This is a genomic window from Acetobacter fabarum (assembly GCF_022483405.1).
GTDB lineage: Bacteria > Pseudomonadota > Alphaproteobacteria > Acetobacterales > Acetobacteraceae > Acetobacter > Acetobacter fabarum.
The window spans coordinates 1,139,663-1,159,548 of sequence record NZ_JAKVNI010000001.1 but is presented as its reverse complement, the minus strand read 5'-3'; the positions used below and the strand labels follow the sequence as shown (position 1 = coordinate 1,159,548).

General features: G+C 59.4%; 15 protein-coding genes. 2 read left to right on the top strand and 13 right to left on the bottom strand.

The annotated features are described in order from the left end of the window. Nucleotides 1–37: 37 nt before the first annotated feature. The 3 genes from cydC to acuI form a co-directional block, all read right to left on the bottom strand. Nucleotides 38–1,759, bottom strand: coding sequence for a thiol reductant ABC exporter subunit CydC (cydC, locus tag LKE65_RS05550; protein ID WP_341461184.1), 1,722 nt, complete (start codon nucleotides 1,757–1,759; stop codon nucleotides 38–40). Further along, complete coding sequence (gene cydD / locus LKE65_RS05545) at nucleotides 1,756–3,453, bottom strand: thiol reductant ABC exporter subunit CydD (protein ID WP_278740690.1); 1,698 nt, start codon at nucleotides 3,451–3,453, stop codon at nucleotides 1,756–1,758. The genes cydC and cydD overlap by 4 nt, the downstream gene beginning before the upstream one ends. Before the next feature lie 412 nt (nucleotides 3,454–3,865). After that, nucleotides 3,866–4,840 carry an acrylyl-CoA reductase (NADPH) gene (gene acuI / locus LKE65_RS05540; protein ID WP_086646290.1) on the bottom strand — a complete coding sequence of 325 codons (975 nt, stop codon included), beginning with the start codon at nucleotides 4,838–4,840 and terminating at the stop codon, nucleotides 3,866–3,868. A gap of 201 nt (nucleotides 4,841–5,041) precedes the next feature. Here acuI and LKE65_RS05535 point away from each other — a divergent pair, with 201 nt between their 5' ends. After that, nucleotides 5,042–6,364: a hemolysin family protein gene (locus tag LKE65_RS05535; RefSeq protein ID WP_086646291.1), complete on the top strand. Its 1,323-nt coding sequence runs from the start codon at nucleotides 5,042–5,044 to the stop codon at nucleotides 6,362–6,364. 141 nt (nucleotides 6,365–6,505) lie between these two features. After that, a complete protein-coding gene (locus tag LKE65_RS05530; RefSeq protein ID WP_086646292.1) occupies nucleotides 6,506–6,949 on the top strand; it encodes a glycine zipper family protein in 444 nt (147 codons plus the stop codon). Between the two features lie 201 nt (nucleotides 6,950–7,150). Here the strand turns inward: LKE65_RS05530 and LKE65_RS05525 are convergent, their stop codons facing one another. The 10 genes from LKE65_RS05525 to trpB all read right to left on the bottom strand — a co-directional run bounded on the left by LKE65_RS05525 (nucleotide 7,151) and on the right by trpB (nucleotide 19,876). Beyond that, nucleotides 7,151–8,890: an OprO/OprP family phosphate-selective porin gene (locus tag LKE65_RS05525; RefSeq protein WP_165925533.1), complete on the bottom strand. Its 1,740-nt coding sequence runs from the start codon at nucleotides 8,888–8,890 to the stop codon at nucleotides 7,151–7,153. A 158-nt stretch (nucleotides 8,891–9,048) separates the two neighbouring features. After that, the gene (gene pstS, locus LKE65_RS05520) at nucleotides 9,049–10,035 is read right to left on the bottom strand and encodes a phosphate ABC transporter substrate-binding protein PstS (protein WP_233129108.1); all 987 of its coding nucleotides are present in this window, start codon (nucleotides 10,033–10,035) and stop codon (nucleotides 9,049–9,051) included. 177 nt (nucleotides 10,036–10,212) lie between these two features. Further along, a complete protein-coding gene (locus LKE65_RS05515) occupies nucleotides 10,213–11,472 on the bottom strand; it encodes a sensor histidine kinase (RefSeq protein ID WP_278740689.1) in 1,260 nt (419 codons plus the stop codon). Nucleotides 11,473–11,502: 30 nt separating this feature from the next. Further along, nucleotides 11,503–12,198, bottom strand: coding sequence for a phosphate regulon transcriptional regulator PhoB (gene phoB, locus LKE65_RS05510; RefSeq protein WP_086646402.1), 696 nt, complete (start codon nucleotides 12,196–12,198; stop codon nucleotides 11,503–11,505). Nucleotides 12,199–12,449: 251 nt separating this feature from the next. Further along, a complete protein-coding gene (locus tag LKE65_RS05505; RefSeq protein ID WP_278740688.1) occupies nucleotides 12,450–13,739 on the bottom strand; it encodes an adenylosuccinate synthase in 1,290 nt (429 codons plus the stop codon). A gap of 69 nt (nucleotides 13,740–13,808) precedes the next feature. Further along, a complete protein-coding gene (locus LKE65_RS05500; RefSeq protein WP_086646297.1) occupies nucleotides 13,809–14,993 on the bottom strand; it encodes an ATP phosphoribosyltransferase regulatory subunit in 1,185 nt (394 codons plus the stop codon). A gap of 51 nt (nucleotides 14,994–15,044) precedes the next feature. Then, a complete protein-coding gene (locus LKE65_RS05495) occupies nucleotides 15,045–16,526 on the bottom strand; it encodes an ATP-binding protein (protein WP_086646298.1) in 1,482 nt (493 codons plus the stop codon). After that, nucleotides 16,523–17,788, bottom strand: a complete 1,266-nt coding sequence (locus LKE65_RS05490) for a TIGR03862 family flavoprotein (protein ID WP_408744084.1) — start codon at nucleotides 17,786–17,788, stop codon at nucleotides 16,523–16,525. The genes LKE65_RS05495 and LKE65_RS05490 overlap by 4 nt, the downstream gene beginning before the upstream one ends. Before the next feature lie 13 nt (nucleotides 17,789–17,801). Beyond that, complete coding sequence (gene trpA, locus LKE65_RS05485; protein WP_278740686.1) at nucleotides 17,802–18,635, bottom strand: tryptophan synthase subunit alpha; 834 nt, start codon at nucleotides 18,633–18,635, stop codon at nucleotides 17,802–17,804. Further along, nucleotides 18,632–19,876, bottom strand: a complete 1,245-nt coding sequence (gene trpB, locus LKE65_RS05480) for a tryptophan synthase subunit beta (RefSeq protein WP_095349628.1) — start codon at nucleotides 19,874–19,876, stop codon at nucleotides 18,632–18,634. The genes trpA and trpB overlap by 4 nt, the downstream gene beginning before the upstream one ends. Nucleotides 19,877–19,886 lie beyond the last annotated feature (10 nt).

Sequence of the window (19,886 nt, the reverse complement as noted above, 5' to 3'; positions counted from 1 at the left end):
TTTTAACCTTATTACAGAATAGAAGCGTTTTTCACTTTCAGCTCTTCATGTCGCTCCCTCCTCCGGGGCGAAAACACGCGTCCTCCACCCTGATAACCCTGTGCATGAACGGAAGCACCGCCTGCCGGTGGGTCATGCATATAATGGTTGTCTGCTCACACCGCTGCACCAGCGCGGCCATGAGGGCCTGCTCCAGAGCGGCATCCAGCCCTTCGGTTGGTTCGTCCAGAACAAGCCATGGAGTGCCGCGTAGCAGGGCCTGAGCCACCGCCACCCTGCGCGCTTGCCCACCGGAAAGGCGCAGGCCATCATTACCAACCCAGGTTTGCAAACCCTGTGGTAAAGACTGAATGAATTGTGTGAGCTGTGCCGTTTCCAGCACATCTGCAAGCTCCTGCTCCGTAGCGTGGGGGGCTGCCAGCAGAAGGTTGTCCCTTAATGTGCCCGCAAACAGGTGAAAGTCCTGTGCGGCCACACTCACAAAAGCGGCCATATCTTCCGCACGCAGTGTACCAACATCCACACCGCCAAAGCTTATGCTGCCGCTATCGGGCGCATAAAAGCCAAAGAGCAGGTTGATCAGGCTGCTTTTGCCAATACCGGATGGCCCGACCAGCCCTACATGCTCCCCCTGACGGATAATCAGGTTAGCATTCTGTAAAACAGGGCTTACAGTTTTCGGGTATGCAAAGCTCAGGTCACGCACCACCAGATCATACGGTGCGTGTGGAAGGTCTGCCCCCTGCACCACAGGCCGCGGCACACTGGGGGGGCAGGCTGCATCCAGCCGGATGGTCGCAAGTTTTGCCTGTGCCGCAGCCTGCCGCGCCAGAGGCAAGGGGGCTGCCACATCAAAAGCTGCCAGAACCCCCAGCACCAGCATGGGCACTTCCGCAATACTCAACTGCCCTGCCCGGCAGGCGTTAACCGCCAGAACCAGAACCCCCAAAGCCGTGGCAAACGTGATAAGGGTTACCAAGCCGCGGGCAGCACTTTCGAGCACATCCAGCTTCCAGCATGCCCTATCCATTTCGGCCTGCTGCGCCTGCCACTGCCCTGCCCGGCTGCTGGCGGCATCCAACAGCAGATATTCCCCCATATTCTGGAGTGTTTGCGCCAACTCCGCCTGAATGTGGCTCTGTTTTTCCGCCTCCCTCCGTACCAGCCGGTCCATGGCGGGGCCAACCAGCAGTGGCACCAGAACACCGCCCAGCAACAACCCTGCAGCCAGAAGCACTGCCGCGGGGAGCATAAAGCAGGCGAACACACCCACAAATACCACACCACACAACAATGCGCGCAAAAAGGGGAGTGCGACATCTGTATAATATGCCGCCACTTTGTCCGTATCCGAGACAAAGCGCCCCAGCAGGTCTCCTCCCTGCTGGCCCATCAGCCCGGCGGGGGCAAGCGGAGCAAGGCGTGCATAAACCCATGCGCGCAAATGCCCGCCCAGACGGAGTGCACCATCATGCGCCACAACCCGCTCCAGATAGCGGGCTATAATGCGGACCATGGCAAAAAACCGCACACCCGTTGCTGGCAGCACAATATTGAAGGCCCGCGCAACGGCTTGCCCACCCAGCCCCGCAACCGCAGCCCCCGCCAGCAGCCAGCCTGACAGAAAAAGCAGCCCAAAGCTGGCCAGTGCCGCAGCACAGGCAAACCCTACCCCAAGGGCAAGACGCCAGCGCAGCCCCACCGAAAGACGGAAAAAACCCTGTGCACCACCGGCCAAAGAATCTTGTGGCATGCTCATGCAACAGTCTCCTTTTGTACGGGAACACTCTCTACCGTGCCGCCAGCCACGTGCAGCAGCGCATCTGCCCGGTCAGCCAGTGCCTGCCTGTGGGTTGCAACCACAACAATGCGCCCAGCCACACACCGGCGCAGGGCGTTGGCCACATGCAGCGCGCTCACTGCGTCCAACCCTGCTGTGGGTTCGTCCAGCACCAGAACATCCGGGTTTTGCAGCAAGGCCCGCGCCAGAGCCAGACGGCGGACCTGCCCGCCAGACAGGCGGCTACCCCGTTCGCCTATATGCGTTTCAAACCCTTCAGGCAGGGCGTCTATGAACCCCAATGCATCTGCCAAGGTGGCAGCCTGCCGCAGCTGCTGCATATCCGCCCCCGGTGCACCCAGACGCAGATTATCGGCCACAGTGCCAAAAACCATAAGCGGGTGCTGCGGCACGCACGCCATACGTACGCCATGCAGAGGCATGGACTGCCCCGAGGTATCGTAGGCGCCCAAGCTCCCGGCAACAGGTTGTAAAAAACCCAGCAGAGTATTCAGCAAAGTGGTTTTACCCGCACCACTGGCACCGGTTAAAACCGTCAGCTGGTTCCGGGCAAAGTGGCAGGTCACGTGCTGCAAAACAGGTGCGCCGTCGGGGGTATGCACTTCAAGCCCGGAGCAGACCAAAGTGCCAACGCCCCCTGCGGGCAGGGGGGCTGGCAGTGTGTAACGCTCTGCCTGTGCAGGCAGGGCAAACAGTTTGCCCATATGCTCCATGGCAGCCTGAGCATTCTGCCGCGCATGATAGCTGGCAGAAAATGTGCGCAGCGGCATAAAATACTCTGGAGCCAGCAACAGAACCAGAAATGCAGACCGGAAATCCGCCGTGCCAGCCAACAGGCGCGTGCCAAAAACAACGGCAACCAATGCGATGGACAGACTGGAGAAAAACTCCAGTGCAGCCGATGTGAGGAATGCCACCTTCATGACAGACAGGGTGGTGCGCCCATGCGCATCCGCCAGCCTGGCAATACGGTCCAGACTATCCTGCGTGCGACCAAACAGGCGTAGGGTTTTTAACCCCCGCAACGCATCCAGAAAACTCCCGCCAAGCAGGGATAGTTCCCGCCACCGCCGGTCCATAATGGTTTGCGCGCCATAGCCTACAAACACCATAAAAACCGGCACAAGCGGGCCAGTGCAGGCAAGCACCAGAAAGCTCCACCCATCCACCCCCGCTACCACCGCCAGAATAAGCAGCGGCAGAACCACCATCATGGCCGCAGACGGCACATACCGGGCAAAATAGGGCACCAGCGCGCGGGCACCCTCCGTAAAGGTGGTTACGACCTCCCCTGCGGGTACACCTGCGCAAACCACGGGCCCGGCTGCAAACAGATGCGCCAGCAGCTTGCCCCGAACATGGCCCGCCACCCGCAGACCTGCCTGCGTTCCCAGAATGTCGGATACAAAACGTGCCCCAACCTGCCCCACAAGACAGACGAGAATGAGCCCAAACACAGAAAATTCCGTATCCAGCCCACGGTCATGGAACGCCAGATCATCCACAAGATGGGCCAGAAGAATAAACTGGCACACCAGTAGAACAGCCGACACACCCCCAGCCACAACAGAACCAAGCAACCAGCCGCGCACCTGACGGGCCAGTCCCTTGGTCATATCTGCGCCGTGTGCTCGGGCGGGTGTGGCATCCATGGCTCAATACTTACATAATTTACTTAACAGTTTTGTTAGTTACATTTATCTGTAACTTTCGTCAAGAGCGCCATGAAGTTGAGAATTTTCTCAACTCCTTAAAGGAAATACTCTTTTCTCAACGATGAGAAATATTTTTGAATATTTTCCATGATAGAATTTAAATATAATTAAAATCTCCCATAAACAAAAATAAATATGGGGGTATATTTTAAATTAATATGGTTCTGGTTTTATTATTACAAACAAACCACCATTTTATTGATTTTCCTATTGTTTTGCACCGAATCAACTATTCCAAACCCTTGCACATCCGTGCAAAAATCTGGAACAGTTACACAAAACAATAAATTATCATGCACCTAACAAATGCAGTCTTAACCGCCAGAACTGCCTTCCAAAATGCCCCGACTCAGGGCACCTCAACCACAAGACGACCTTTTATTTTGCCATCAAGCAGGTCCGTGGCCGCAGTTATGGCGTCTGACAGGGGGATAACCCGAGTCATTTCCGCCAGCAGGTCCTTATTGACCAGCAGGGCCAGACGCTCCCACATATCCTGCCGGACCGTTTTGGGGCACATCACGCTATCTATCCCCACCAGCGTTACGCCACGCAGAATAAAGGGAGCAACAGTGGCGGGGAACTCCATCCCCCCCGCCAGACCGCAGGCGGTTACCACGCCCTGCGGTTTCATTGCGGCGCAGACAGAGGCCAGAACCTGCCCGCCTACCACATCCACCGCCCCTGCCCAGCGGGCTTTTTCCAGCGGGCGGGAAGGCATTTCAAAATGTGAGCGCGCCAGCACTTCGGAAGCACCCAATTTTTGCAGGTAGGGCTGCTCTTCCAGCCGGCCGGTTACCGCCACAACCTCATACCCCAGCCGAGCCAGAAGCATAACCGCCACACTGCCGACCCCACCCGTAGCACCCGTCACCAGCACCGGGCCGGAACCGGGCTCCACACCTTCACGCACCAGTGCCTGCACGCACAGCATGGCCGTAAAGCCCGCCGTGCCCAGTGCCAGAACCTGCTGGGCATTTAACCCCTGCGGCAAAGGCAGCAACCACGCGGCGCGAACACTGGCTTTTTGCGCAAGGCCGCCCCAGTGCTTTTCGCCCACACCCCAGCCATTCAGCATAACCTGCTGCCCGACTGTAAAATCGGGGCTGGAGGAGCGCTCGACCACGCCTGCAAAATCAATCCCCGGCACCATTGGCCATGCCCGCACCACAGGACCACGCCCGGTAATGGCCAGCGCGTCCTTGTAGTTCAGGCCCGACCAGTGAACACGGACTGTCACCTCCTCGTCCGGCAAGGCATTTTCGGGCAGTTTCCGCAGAGCAGCCGGCTGGCCTGCTTCTTCAAGGTAGAGCGCATCAAACATCTGTTTTTATCCGGCCAAAGAGAACAACACGGCACACTAGCCTTTAACCAACGCCCGCAAAGCCCTTCGGTCCCGCACTGACAGAGTTTTGAAGTTCCGCGCACATCATACGTGACATAAAAAATACAATTGGAATCACGCTGGTCAGCGACTCACTTTTTGTTCATACTGTGGCATCCTAACAGTATAGCGGACGTTCTCTTGCTCCTGTTCATAATGGGTCTGCTGACCCTTGTTCTGCTTATCGTGATCAGCATCCTGATCGCGCTTTCCGAAATCTCCTTTGCCGCCGCCCGGGAAGTCAGGCTCCGCAGCCGCGCAGAAGCAGGAGATCCGCGTGCCCAGGCTTTTCTGGCACTCCGCCGCAATAGCGGGCAGGTCATAACCGTCATCCAGATCTGCCTGAACGGCGTGGGGATTATGGGCGGTATTGTCAGCTCGGAAATGCTGTCTCCCCCTCTGGCCGATTTTTTCACCCAGTGGAATCTCTCCGACTGGTGGGCGCAAAATCTGGCCTCCACCCTCAGCTTTATTTTTGTCACCGGCATGTTCGTGCTGTTTGCCGACCTGCTGCCAAAACGGGTCGCCATGAACAACCCGGACAAGGTAGCCCTTGCCGTAGGCTGGTTCCCACGGCTGGCCTTGCGGATTCTCTACCCGGTTGTCTGGATTTTTTCCAAAATTTCCGATGTGGTGCTCAAAGCGCTCAAAATCCCGGCCGCCTCGGCAGTCGAACCCGTAACGCCTGAAGACCTGCACGCCATTCTGGCGGCGGGTACGGCCTCCGGCGCCCTGCTCCAGCAGGAACACCAGATGATCGAGAACGTGCTGGGGCTACAGGACCGTTCCGTTACATCCGCCATGACCCCACGGGACGAGATCATTTTTCTCGATATTCAGGACACGCCTGAACACAACCATGAAAAAGTGCGCATGGAGCCTTATTCGCGCTACCCGCTGTGCAATGGCGGGCTGGATAAGGTTATTGGCTCCATCCGTGCGGAAGACGTTCTGGCCTCGGTCGTGGACCCCTCCACTGCACCTTCCGGTCGCCCACACTCCAACCCCATTGCCCGCATGCGACGGGACGTACCCTCCGTGCCGGAAACGCTGAACCTGTGGGATACCCTGGCCCAGTTTGACACATCGGGCGTAGGCTTTGCACTGGTGGTCAACGAATACGGGCTGGTTGTGGGGCTGATCACCTTCAAGGACATCATGGGCGTGCTCATGGACGGACTGGCCAGCCCGTTTGAGGAACAGGCCATTGTCCAGCGTGATGCCAACTCCTGGCTGGTAGACGGCGCTGCCCCCATTGGGGAAGTCATGCGTGAGCTCGACATTGCAAACCTGCCCGACCATGAGCAGTTTGATACAATCAGCGGCTTTATCATGCACCGCCTGCGCCGTATGGCCCGCAAGACCGACAGGGTGGATGCAGCAGGCTTCCGGTTTGAAGTGGTTGACGTGGAAGGCTTCCGCATCAACCAGCTACTGGTCACGCGGCTTAATACCGCGCTCTAAAGCCTGCGCCTGAAAAGGGGGAACAAGGCCTGCCAGTTCTGGCGGTCTTATTCCCCCTTTTTCTATTATTCCTATACTACCAAAAAAATGACATACTTCTCTCACGTTAACATCATCCAATACAACTTGGAGTAAAGTGAGATGAAGTTTACAGCACTCCCCATTGCTTTTTTGCCTGTTCTTTTACTGGCTGGCTGTGCGGAAACCCCAATGGGCCCAACCACGCAGGTCCTCCCCGGCCCGGGCAAGGAATACGGGCAATTCCTGCAGGAACAGAACTTCTGCCGCTCTCAGGCTGCCGCCGCTGTACAGGGGCAGGCCGAACGCCAGAACCATAAAGCCATTTACGGTGGTCTGGCGGCAACCGCTTTGGGTGCCGGGCTTGGGGCTGCTGCTGGCGGTGGGGCTGGTGCGGGCATTGGGGCTGCTGCAGGGGCCATGGGTGGCGGTCTGGGCGGGAGCCTCTATTCCAACAACCAGCAGGGTGGCATTCAAACGCAGTATAACAATGCGTATGTGGCCTGCATGATTGCCTACAAAAACGTCCTGCCCGCTCCCCAGCCCGCTTACGGCTACGTTCGCTAAAACGCCCGGCTTCTGCCGGGGATACATCCGGCAGAAGCCGTGTGTTGGTAAACCGCTTACTCCATACGCGCGGTGTTACTGAAAGACCCACCCTTGCGGGCGGGTTAAAAAATACTTTCATACCTGCGCATAAAAAAGGGCCATTCATAAGAATGGCCCTTTTCCACACTGAATATCTGACACAGGCCAGAGGCAGAAACTTTAGAACGCAGCCTGCACACGTGCAGCGAAGGAGTTGCCATCGCGGCCTGCATTGTTCCAGCTAGAAGCGCTCATGCCACCACCCGTAGCCGTGCGGGAAACAATGAAGTGGTTGAAGTCGAGCATGAAGCGGAAGTGACGGTTGGGATACCAGTTGATACCACCGGACCACACGGTTTGACGGCCACCACGAATATCAGCCGAAACATCGCTGAAGTCGGTGACACTGTAACGGCCCGTAATTTCGAGCGCGCCCCAGTAACCGCGTGAGGGGTCGAATTCGTGTTCAACACCCGGTGCGCCGAATGCACCTTCCTTGATGTTATATTCACGACCTTTGCCAAACAGGGTGTAGTTGGCAGAACCATAATAACCCTGAAGGTGAACGGTTTTCTGCGACATCGCTTCCGTCACACCCGTAATCGGCTGGTTGCTGCGGTTGACGCCAATATTATAGTATTCGCCCTTGAGCACCATTTTCTTCCAGCGGAAGCCCAGTTCCGGACCGGCAGACCAGACAGATGATGCGTTGTTGATTGTCGCGCCAATCAGGTTGGTGCTGGTCAGGTTAACTTCAGGCGACTGGCTGGGACCATAAGACTTGCTGCACGAAGCGGAACCCGCTTTGCAGACTTCTGCCACCTTGAACGCGCTAATGGCGGAAATACCAACATGCACATCAATATCTTTGGACATGTAGGGACGGCCCGCCGCACGGAAAGTGCCGCCCGTCTGGCTGTTAACAATCCCGTTGTAACCATAATTATTGGTGCTGGCACTTGCATTGCCGCTACGCTGGCCAAAGCTCTGGCCTGTAAAGTAAGCAGCAATCCACCAGCGTTTTTCGTAATGTAGACCACCAAAGCTGAAGCGCGCATCCCCTGCCGCAATCTTACGCACGGCATCGGTAATGGCGGGACGTTCCATCATTTCGAAGTCGTTCGAGCTTTCGGAATCTTCTTCCGTCACGCGCGGCTGGAAGTAACCGACTGTCAGGATCGTGTTGTGCAGCCCCGTGTAGTTCAGGTTTGCTTCATACAGGGTCTGGTCAGTGCTCGCACCATCTGCACCACCGGCACCAAAGTCTGGCGTTACGTTAGCAACCCAGTCTTTGTAACGGAAGGTGAAGGGGATACGGATACGGCGGGCGTTTTCGGTAAAACTGTTGAAATCGCCATTTGTTTCCCCACGACGTGGACCACCGCCGAGGAAACCACCAAAGTCTTCATGGAATGCCAGGCCAACCGAGAAGCCATACGCACCATCTTCAGATGAAACTGTAAAGCGACCTTTGGGGAAGCCGACAATCATGCCGCCAACGCGTACTTCTTCATCAGAAGCCGTGGCAGCCTTGAAGTCTTTCCAGGACATGGTGTCACCACGGTCAGACGGGGGAGTGCCCACGCCAGACAGGGGTGCAACCTTTTTCATGGGTTCCTGCTCGCCGAACTGCACGTTCGGGTCGTAGTTCCCATCGGCAACATGCGTGGTGTGGCGGCCGTGGCCAGCTGCCTGACCCATGCGGCCTTTGGTTGTGGTTGCATCGCTTTTAGCCAGCTGATGCTTGAGGGTGACGATCTGCTGCTGCATATCCCGACGCATCTGGGACATTTCCGCACGCAGCAAACGGATTTCGGAATCCTCAGTGGAAGCCGCCTCGGCCACAGGAGCGATTCCAGCCAACATAAAAGACGTTAGAGCAACAGAAGAAAAAAGCGAGTTACAGCGCATTGTGGCCATTCCATGATAAGAACGATGAGGAGTGAATAACCCGCCATAACTTTTTTGTGCGTGATGCTTCGGTGATGGTTTCGTTACGGAATTATGAAAAAAAGCGGCCCGTTTCGGGGCCGCTTTCCAATAAGCTCAAATACGCAGTGAAAATTATAAACGGCTGATTATTTGCCGCTTTTCCATGCGGACATAATGCTGTCCTTAACGGTTTTGGGCAGCGGAACGTAATCCAGCTTGGTGGCAACGCTATCACCGTTATTGAAGCTCCAGCCAAAAAACTTCTGCACAGCCTGATCACGGTCAGCATTACGGGCAGGCACGGGAACCAGCACGTAGGTTGCAGACATGATCGGCCAGGCTTCCTGACCATCCGTGTCCAGCAGGTTCACAGCAAAGTGGGAAGCATGGCTCCAGTCTGCTGCCTGCGCGGCGTGGGAGAAGCTGTTCATGCCTGCTGCAACGCTGGCACCTGCATGGTTGCGCAGGCGAACAGTAGTCAGGTGGTTGCGGCTTGCATAAGCGTATTCCACATAACCAATGCCACCTTCGGTGTTCTGCACGGTTGCGGCAACGCCGTCATTCCCACGTGCACCCAGACCACCGGGCCAGCTGATGGATGTGCTTGCACCGTAGTTTTCCTTCCAGGAGGAAGAAGAACCGGCAAGGTAGGACGTGAACACAAAGGTTGTGCCCGAACCATCTGCACGATGAACAGGTGCAATGGCCACGTCTGGCAGCTTAACACCGGGGTTCAGCGCAACGATCTTGGGATCGTTCCAGGAGGTAATGGTGCCTGCATAGATTTCGGCCAGCACATCACCGCTCAGCGTGATCGTGTCGGGCTTGATCCCGCCGGGGATGTTCACAACCGGAACAATGCCACCCATAACCGTGGGGAACTGGAAGAGGTGGTTGGTTTCAAGCTTCTGGGCATCCATCGGCGCATCGGATGCGCCAAAATCAACCGTGCCAGCCACGATCTGGTTCTGGCCTGCGCTGGAGCCAACGCTCTGGTAGTTAACGGTCACGCCCGTAGCGGACTTTGCAACCGCGCCCCATGCCTCATAGATCGGAGCGGCAAAGCTGGAACCTGCACCGGTCACGCTCTCGGCCCGAGATGCTGCTGGAAGTGCCGTAAGGAAGGTGGTCATGACGGCCAGACACATTCCAGACCTGACTGAAAAACGCATGTTGGTTTTTTCCCTGAGCCAATTGCAAAAGCTTACGGCCACAAAAACGTGCCGTGCTGTTCCGGGTTAAAGTAAATCAGAACAGAATGGTGTTATGCTTTCAGGACAATTGAATGACGGTTTTATGACACTGCGGACCTAGCTGAGCAGCGGCAGCCATATCCGGCAGGCGGTACCTTCGCCCACCGTGCTTTCCACAACAAAACGCCCATCATGGCGAGCCAGAATCTGCTGCACAATGGCCAGACCCAGCCCGCTACCCTGCACACTGGCTGCCGTTTTGGCCACACGGTAGAACCGTTCAGTCAAACGGTTCAGGTGCCGCGCAGGAATACCCGGCCCCGTATCCGTAACGCTCAGCACCAGCCCCGGCTCGGCAGGCCAGCCGGCATTTTTGGCAGCCCGCGCGCAGGTAACCGTAATGCCCAGCGGCTCCCCATTACGTTTACCCCGATCAAACAGCCCGTATTTGAGCGCATTTTCCACAAGGTTCATCAGCACCTGCAAAAGCTGGGCCTCATCCCCCTGCACGCAGAGTTCCTGCGCATCATCCGCCTGCACCTGAAAACGAACAGGCTTACCCGCGATCAACCCTGCGGCTTCATCCGACAAACGCTTGAGCAGTTCGGCAATGCCTATTGTTTCCTTGGGCCTGTGGTGCTCCTGCATCTGCACTCTGGACAGGTAAAGCAGCCCGTCAAGCAAACGCTGCATGCGCTTGGCCTGCTCGGACATAATACCCAGAAACTCTTTTTGAATAACCGGATCATCCGCCGCAGGGCCTTGCAGGGTTTCTATGAACCCCAGCAGGGAGGCCAGTGGCGTGCGCAGCTCATGGCTGGCAAAAGCCACAAAGTCCGTATGCTGCCGCTCGGCCAGAACGGCCTCGGTCTCATCATGCAAAGCAACAAAGACCAGCGCTGTCCGGGACGAAAACGCTCCCCCACCCTTACGGTACCCTTCGGGCAGAAAGGCATCGGGCACGGTTTTCTTCTGTAACCATGCCCGCACAACGCGGTAATGGGGAATATCCAGCACAATCAGCGCTTCAGCCGGTTGCTGGTCTTCCTTTTTTTGCGCCAGAAGCCTGTCCACCGAACTTTGAAAAGCCGGATGGCGGATGATGCTGCCAAGGCTGTTTGTGAACTGCCGCTTAGCCTCGGGAGAAATCACACAGGGCAGGCGTGTGTCGTTCAGCACCAGCGTTGCCGCTGGCAGGGAAGCCATAACCTCGTCCAGTGTTACTGCGGAGGCAGTGTCACGCCCAATCCGGGTTTTCTGCCGTTCCGTGTCATCCGGCAAAGGTTCAAAATGGCCCGAGCGGGCGATAAACAGCGGCAAAGCCGCCAACGCGCCGCCCCCTGCCATACCGCAGAGTGCTGCCAGCCAAGCGTGCATGATCAGCCGCCCCTTTTTGCGGTGTGTTGCTTAGTCCGGGTCCTGCACTTTATCCAGCGCATAGCCACGGGCCCGCACGGTGCGGATCAAATCCACCCCGCCCCCTTCGTTCAGGGTTTGCCGCAGGCGGCGGATATGCACATCCACTGTGCGCAGCTCGACAAAGGAACTGCGCTCCCATGCGTGTTTAAGCAGCTCCTCGCGCGAGAAAACCTGTGCCGGGTGCAGCATCAGGAACTCTAAAAGCCGGTATTCCGTTGGCCCCAGAGACAGCAGGCGGCCATCACGCTCAACCTTGTGGCTCACCCGGTCCATGACCAGCGTATCAAACCGCAGGGTTTTATCGGCCGGGGGAGCCCGGCGCAAAATGGCTTTGACCCGGGCAAACAGCGCATCCATGCTAAAGGGCTTGACCAGATAATCATCCGCCCCTGTATCCAGCCCACGAATGGCGTCGGCTTCCTCGCCACGGGCACTGAACATGATAATGGGCAAGGCTGCCGTTCTGGCCTGCTCGCGCAAGCGGCGGCAAACTTCCAGCCCGGAAATACCCGGCAGCATCCAGTCCAGCAGGATCAGGTCCGGCCGACGTTGCCGAACATACTCCAGGGCTGCCTCTCCGTCCGCCGCGTGGCGAACCATGTAACCCTGTTTTTCCAGATTGTAGCTAACAAGCCGGGCGAGTGCCGGGTCATCCTCAACAACCAGAAGATCTGCCTTATGCATACCAGAATGCCTTTTAAAAACCTGCACCTAGGATATGACGCGCAGATGACAAAAAACAACCGCCCGTCTGCCCCAAACCCCGCGCAGGCCGCATTATCCCCCGCCACACCCCCATAAAAGCCGCCATTCACACAGGAAAAACCGCTTTATGAATGTTTTATGACCCACCCTTAAAAACAGCAGACCCCCAACAAAAAAGCCCCGGTGCAAAGGCCGGGGCTTTAAAGGGCTTGTCATAAAGCCGTCATATATCAGTCTTCAAACGGGTCACGCACCAGAATGGTGTCATCCCGGTCCGGGCTGGTGGACAGCAGGGTTACAGGTGCCCCCACCAGTTCTTCCACACGGCGGACATACTTGATGGCCTGCGCGGGCAGGTCTGCCCAGCGGCGGGCACCCTGTGTGGTTTCTTTCCAGCCTTCAATCGTCTCATACACCGGGCGCACACGCTGCTGTGCAGCTGAACCGGACGGGAAGCGCTCTATCTTCTGGCCATCCAGCTCGTAACCGACGCAGATGTTGATCTCGTCCAGACCATCCAGCACGTCCAGTTTGGTCAGGGCCAGCCCGTTAATGCCACCCACCCGCACAGCGTGACGGACCAGAACCGCATCAAACCAGCCACAGCGGCGCGGACGCCCCGTAACCGTGCCAAATTCATGCCCGCGCTCACCAAGGCGGCGGCCAATGCCGTCATGCAGTTCGGTCGGGAACGGCCCCTCACCCACGCGGGTGCAGTATGCCTTGGCAATACCCAGCACAAACCCCGCAGCAGACGGCCCCATGCCAGCCCCCGTGCCCGCATTGGAGGCAACAGTGTTGGAACTGGTCACAAACGGGTACGTCCCGTGGTCCACGTCCAGCATAACGGCCTGCGCACCTTCAAACAGGATACGGCGACCATTGCGGCGGGCATCGTCCAGAATGTCCCATGTCGCCGCCATGTAGGGCAGCACCTTGGGGGCAACATCGCTCAGGAAGGCGAGCAGCTCTTCCTTGGAGAAGGTCTCCGCACCAAGGCCTGCCAGCAGGGTGTTGTGGTGCAGGAGCAGTTCGTCCAGCTTCCAGTCCAGCGTTTCAGGCTCTGCCAGATCGCACAGGCGGATGGCACGGCGGGCCACCTTGTCTTCATACGCAGGGCCAATGCCACGGCCTGTGGTGCCGATCTTGCGGTCGCCACGGGCTGCCTCACGCGCACGGTCAAGTGCTCCATGCACGGGCAGGATCAGGGGCACGTTTTCAGCAATTTTCAGGGTTTCGGGCGTAACCTTCAGCCCCTGTTCGCCAATGCGGGCAATTTCAGCCAGCAGAGCCTGCGGGTCCACCACAACGCCGTTGCCGATAATGCCCAGCTTACCGCTCACAACGCCTGAAGGCAGGAGCGACAGCTTGTAAACCTGATTGCCAACCACCAGCGTATGGCCGGCGTTGTGACCACCCTGAAAACGCACCACCACGTCGGCCCGGCTGGCGAGCCAGTCAACAATTTTGCCTTTGCCTTCATCGCCCCACTGGGCGCCGATCACGGTTACGTTGGACATAGACGGTCTGCTCCTGAAAAAAACTGCCTGCTGGTCAAAAAGAAAAAAATCGCACCCGAGGGCAAGCCCTCAGGCCAGATCCACCCGCTGAGTGCCTGAAAGAATGATGCCACAGCCCAAATGCCGCGCCTCGGCCTCGGCCTGTGCTCCGGCTGCAAAGCCCCGCACCGTGGCGTATCCCTGCGAACGCAAAGCTGCCGCTTCCTGCCTGCTGGCATCTGCTGCCAGATACACGCGTGCGCGGGCTGGTGTGGGGGGGATCATGCGGAACAGCACATCGGGGCGCAGGGTTAACCCACAGGCCGGTTCGTTATCATTGCAAAGATAACGCCCGCCACGCCCCAGCTCTTCCGAGCGGCCGACGGCAAACAGGGTTACGCATACGCCGGTATGGTACTTCCAGCCCCGGAACTCCACCGGGTCCACAGTCATGCGCAGGTCCGGGCAGATTTCGCGCACGGCTGCAACCGTATCAATCAGCCGGTCCAGAACAATGCGGGCCTTGGGGGGCAGGGTCAGTTCTGCCAGTTGCGCCACAGTATGTTCGGCAGCCCCGGTGGCATCCAGCAGGGCAATAAGCGTGGCGGCCAATGCACCCCCATGCTGGGCCACGGCTGCGGCATCCTTGCGGTCAAGTGCGCGCATAAGTGCCGGGCGCTGGGCGGCGGGCACACCGGCCTCTTCCAGCAGGGCGGGAATAAAGGGCGGCATGGTCAGGTCGAAGGAGACATCCTTCACACCCAGACGCATGAGCGCTTCTGCCCCGATGGACATGACCTCGGCATCTGCTTCGGGGGAATCCGGGCCGATCAGCTCTATGCCGGTCTGCATGATCTGGCGGCTGCTTTCCTCCGCCGCCACAGGGGCCACCACAACACACGGTCCGGCGTAAGAGACACGGAGCGGGCGCGGCGACCCGGCAACGCGAGTCGCGGCCATACGGGCGATCTGGGGGGTAATGTCTGGGCGCAGGACCATCATGCGCCGCGTATCAGGGTCCATGACCCGGAAGCACTGCTCCGCCAGAGCCACCCCTGCACCGGCAAGGTAGGTCTCCTCAAACTCCATAAGAGGCGGGCGGACGCTGTCGTAGCCGTGGGAGGCAAACACATCCATAAGAGTGGCCACACCCCGCGCTTCCGTTCGGGCATCGGGGGTGAGCAGATCTACAAAGCCAGCAGGCAGCAGGGCCGGGCTAAAGGGCGGGTCGTCCGTCATGCCTCGGGCTATAGCACTCCCCGCTCCGCCCGTCATGCCCGCGGGCGTGTTCTTTTGCGCCTTTTGCCCACAAAACAGGCGGACTGGTCAGCTATCGGCCATACCGGGCAGTGTTTCCCACCCTGTTCCTATAAAGGTCAGCACCCGCCGCCCCATGCCATCGGCCCGCAATACGAGCAGATTCTGGTCCTCCAGCCATGCCAGCAGGCGGCGGGCACGCCCGGTGGAAACCGTGCCATATACCTTGGCAATCTGGGCGTCGGACGGGCATGGCGTGCGCTCAATGGCCGCGCGGGCCAGGAACAGAAAGACCGCCTGCAAATCTTCCGGCAGGGATGATGCGCGGCTTTCGGCCTCCTGCCACTGCGTGGAGGATGAGGTATCTTCGCTCACTCCGCTGCGTGCTGTGGCCAGCGCGCGGTTGAAGCGCCGCAGGTCCAGCGCATTGCGCCCCAGCCCGGCAATACGGCAACGCACCAGAAAGTCCTGATACAGAACGGGCACGGGCCTGAAGGACGAATCCTCATCCTCCATCATGTCACGCAGGATGGCGGTCATGCGGGCTTCGCGCTCGGCCTGGGTTTCGGCCGTATCTTCCTCCTGCTCCTGCTCGGCCTGCACACTGGCCTGCGCCTCCCCGTGGGCAGCAAGCTGCGTCAGCAGGTCGGGGGCGGAAGGAGCGGGGGCCTTGCGCTGGCGGGCGGGCAGGTCATGCACCGGCACGGGGGCCAGAATAAGCTCGTGCACCGGCGCGGTTGGCGGCTCAAAGGGGGCAAGCACCGGCCCGGCCGAGCGGCTTTCGGTTTCCACCGCACCAATACGGACCGAAAGCGGCCTGCGGCTCAGGGCCGGACCAAGGGCAACAAACGTGCCACGTGCGAGGTCCCGGAACGCTTCGGCCTGCCTGCGCTCCATACCCAGCAGGTCGGCAGCACGCGCCATGTCGATATCCAGAAACGTGCGGCCCATCAGAAAGTTGGAGGCTTCCGCCGCCACGTTCTTGGCCAGCTTGGCCAGACGCTGCGTTGCAATAATACCGGCAAGGCCACGTTTGCGCCCACGGCACATCAGGTTGGTCATGGCGCCAAGGGAAGCCCGGCGGGCCTCGTCCGATACTTCGCCCGCTGCGGCTGGTGCAAACAGCTGGGCCTCGTCCACCACCACCAGCACAGGGTACCAGTGCTGGCGCGGCACCTCGAACATACCGCCCAGAAAAGCCGCCGCCCAGCGCATCTGCTGGTCTGCATCCAGCCCTTCCAGGTTCAGCACAACGGACGCGCGGTGCATGCGCATGCGCTCCCCTGCAGCGTGCAGGGCCATTTCTGAATGATCGGCACCATCTATGACCAGATGGCCGAATTTTTCAGCCAGACTGACAAAATCGCCTTCGGGGTCAATAATGGCCTGCTGCACCATACGGGCAGACTGCTCCAGCAACCGCCGCAGAAGATGCGACTTGCCCGACCCGGAGTTCCCCTGAACCAGCAGACGCGTAGCCAGAAGTTCGCCAAGGTCCATCTGTGCCGGACCGCCCCCCGGCACCTCCCCCATTGTAATCATGCTGTTCATGGTTGGAGGGGATACCGCCTTGCCCCACCCTTGCGCAACCATGCCTCTGCCCCCTTTGCCGCCGCACGGCCGGTGGCAAGGCAGGCATGGAGCAGGTAGCCCCCGGTCGGGGCCTCCCAGTCCAGCATCTCGCCCGCAACAAACACACCGGGCAACGCCCTGAGCATAAAGGATTCGTCACACGCTGCCTGCGTGATCCCTCCGGCGGTGGAAATGGCACGGGCCAGCGGCTCTGGCGCGTAAAAAGTAACGGGTACGGCCTTGATCAGGGCTGCCAAGGCACGCGGGTCTGCTGGCAGCACGTCCTGCGCCTCCCGCAGCAGTGCTACGGCTGCGGGGGCCAGCTTTATGGCCTTGCGCAAGCGGTTGCTCAGGCTCTCCCGCATTCGGGTGGCACGCAGCCTGCCCAGCAGGTCCTGTTCGCTCAGGTCGGGGCGCAGGTCGCACAGCACGGTTGCCTGCCCCTGCGCGGTTATGGCCTGCCGCACGGTGCGGGAGAGCGCATAGAGCGCGCCCCCTTCCATGCCTGTGCGGGTCAGCACAATTTCACCCCGCACACGCCTGCCTTCAAATGTCAGGGCTACAGGTTTTAGGGGAGTGCCGGCAAAACGCTCAGCAAAAAAGGCGGACCATGGGGTGCAGAACCCGCAATTGGCAGGCTCTAATGGGGTAACGTCCACCCCACGCTGTTGCAGCAGGGGTACCCAGCCACCGGAACTGCCAAGCCGTGGCCAGCTTGCCCCACCAAGGGCCAGCACTACGGCATCTGCCGCCAGTTCAGCCTTGTGGGGTGCTCCCTCCCCTGCCTGTTGCAGATTAAACAGGAGCTGTTCATGCGCCCCCCAACCCAGCCAGTCCGCACGGGTCTGGAAGGTCACACCAGCGGCATTCAGGCGGGCAAGCCATGCCCGCAGCAGGGGGGATGCCTTCATCCCAACGGGAAAAACCCGGCCAGAGGAGCCAATAAAGCTCTCCTGCCCCAGCCCTGCCATCCAGTCCCGGATGTTCTGCATGGTCCACGCGTCCAGCGCGGGCCGCAGCCAGGAGCTGGCTGGACCATAGCGCTCCAGCACCGTCCCATGCGCTTCGGAATGGGCAATGTTAAGCCCACCCCGCCCAGCCATCAGAAACTTGCGGCCAAGGCTTGGCATGCGCTCCATAACCTGCACACCAAACCCGCAGTCGGCCAGGTATTCGGCTGCGGCAAGCCCGGCCGGGCCACCGCCCACAACAACAATACGCTGCTTATTGGTCATGGGCAGTCACGGCCGCATGTCATTCCGGCTGCTGGCCCGCAGCACGGACTGCCTGTGCCAGACCACGGATCTGCTCCAGCACACGCGGCAGGGTCTGGGGTGTGGCGCGCCCCTGTTCATCCAGCGTTTGCGCCAGTGTCGCCAGCAGGGCCGAGGCCACAACGGCCCCATCGGCAATGCTGGCAGCCTGCGCGGCCTGCTCGGGCGTGCGAACGCCAAAGCCAATGGCTATGGGCAGGTCTGTGGCGGCACGTATGCGGGGGATAGCGCCAGCAAGGTCATGCGCACTGGCCGAGCGGGTGCCCGTAATACCCACAATGCTCACATAATACACAAAGCCCGATGCATGCCCCAGCACATACTCCAGACGGGCGTCCGGCGTGGTGGGGGCAACCAGACGAATAATGTCCAGCCCCGCAGCCTGTGCGGGAGCGGCGATAACCGCGCCTTCCTCGGGGGGGAGGTCAACCAGAATAAGCCCATCCACCCCTGCGGCGGCGGCATCCTTGCAGAATCGCTCGTAACCGTAGGATTCAACCGGGTTGACATACCCCATCAGAATCACCGGGGTTTCATCATCCCCTTTACGGAATTCGGCCACCATATCCAGCACGCCAACCAGCGTAGCACCGGCCTTGAGCCCACGCAGGGCGGCAGCCTGAATAACCGGACCATCGGCCGACGGGTCGGAAAAAGGCATGCCAACCTCGATCAGGTCGGCACCAGCCGTTGGCATGGCACGGAACAGCTCCAGAGAAGTCTCCCGGTCCGGGTCATACGCCTCCAGATAAGGGATGAGCGCACCACGGCCTTGGGCAGCAAGGGCTTTAAAACGGGCGGCAATACGGCTCACAGCGAGACTCCCAGATGTTCGGCAACAGTAAAGATGTCCTTGTCCCCCCGGCCGGACAGGTTCACCACCAGCAGTGTGTCCTTGGACAAGGTGGGGGCAATCTTGGCCGCATAGGCAATGGCGTGCGCCGATTCGAGCGCGGGAATAATCCCTTCCAGCTTTGTGCAGAGCTGGAAGGCTTCCAGCGCCTCGGTATCGGTCGCACCCACGTATTCCGCGCGCCCTATATCGTTCAGCCAGGAATGTTCGGGACCGACACCGGGGTAGTCCAGCCCGGCGCTGATGGAATGGGCCTCGTCAATCTGGCCATCCGCGTTTTGCAGCAGGTAGGTGCGGTTGCCGTGCAGCACACCGGGGCGGCCACGCTCGATGGAGGCAGCGGTTTTGCCACTATCCAGCCCGTGGCCTGCGGCTTCCACGCCAATCAGGCGCACGGACACATCATCAAGGAACGGGTAAAAAATCCCCATTGCGTTGGAGCCACCCCCAATGGCGGCCACCACCACATCGGGCAGACGGCCTTCGGCGGCCTGCATCTGCGCTTTGGTTTCTTCCCCGATCACGCTCTGGAAATCACGCACCATGGCGGGGTACGGGTGCGGGCCAGCCACGGTGCCGATCAGCATGTAGGTGTCGGCCACATTGGCCACCCAGTCCCGCATGGCTTCGTTCATGGCGTCCTTGAGCGTACCGGCCCCAGCGGTTACGGGCACAACCTCCGCCCCAAGCAGGCGCATGCGGAACACGTTTGGCTTCTGCCGCTCCACATCGGTAGCACCCATGTAGATCACGCATTTCATGCCAAACAGAGCGCATACGGTTGCGGTGGCCACACCGTGCTGGCCGGCCCCGGTTTCTGCCACAATGCGGGTGCGACCCATGCGGCGGGCAAGCAGGATCTGCCCCATGACGTTATTGAGCTTGTGCGAACCGGTGTGATTGAGTTCTTCACGCTTGAGGTAGATTTTTGCCCCCCCAAACGCTTCGGTCATGCGGCGGGCGAACCATAGCGGGCTGGGCCGACCGATATAATCGGTCTGGTAATATACCAGTTCCTTATGAAAAGCGGGGTCGGCCTTTGCGGCCTCGTACGCCTCATTCAGTTCCAGAATAAGCGGCATGAGCGTTTCGGCCACAAAGCGGCCACCGTACCGGCCACCAAAATGACCGTGCTCATCAGGCTGCTGCCTGAAAGAATTGCTCTGCGCCGCTGCGCCGCCGTGTTCGATCGGGTTCGCCATCAGTCGTTCT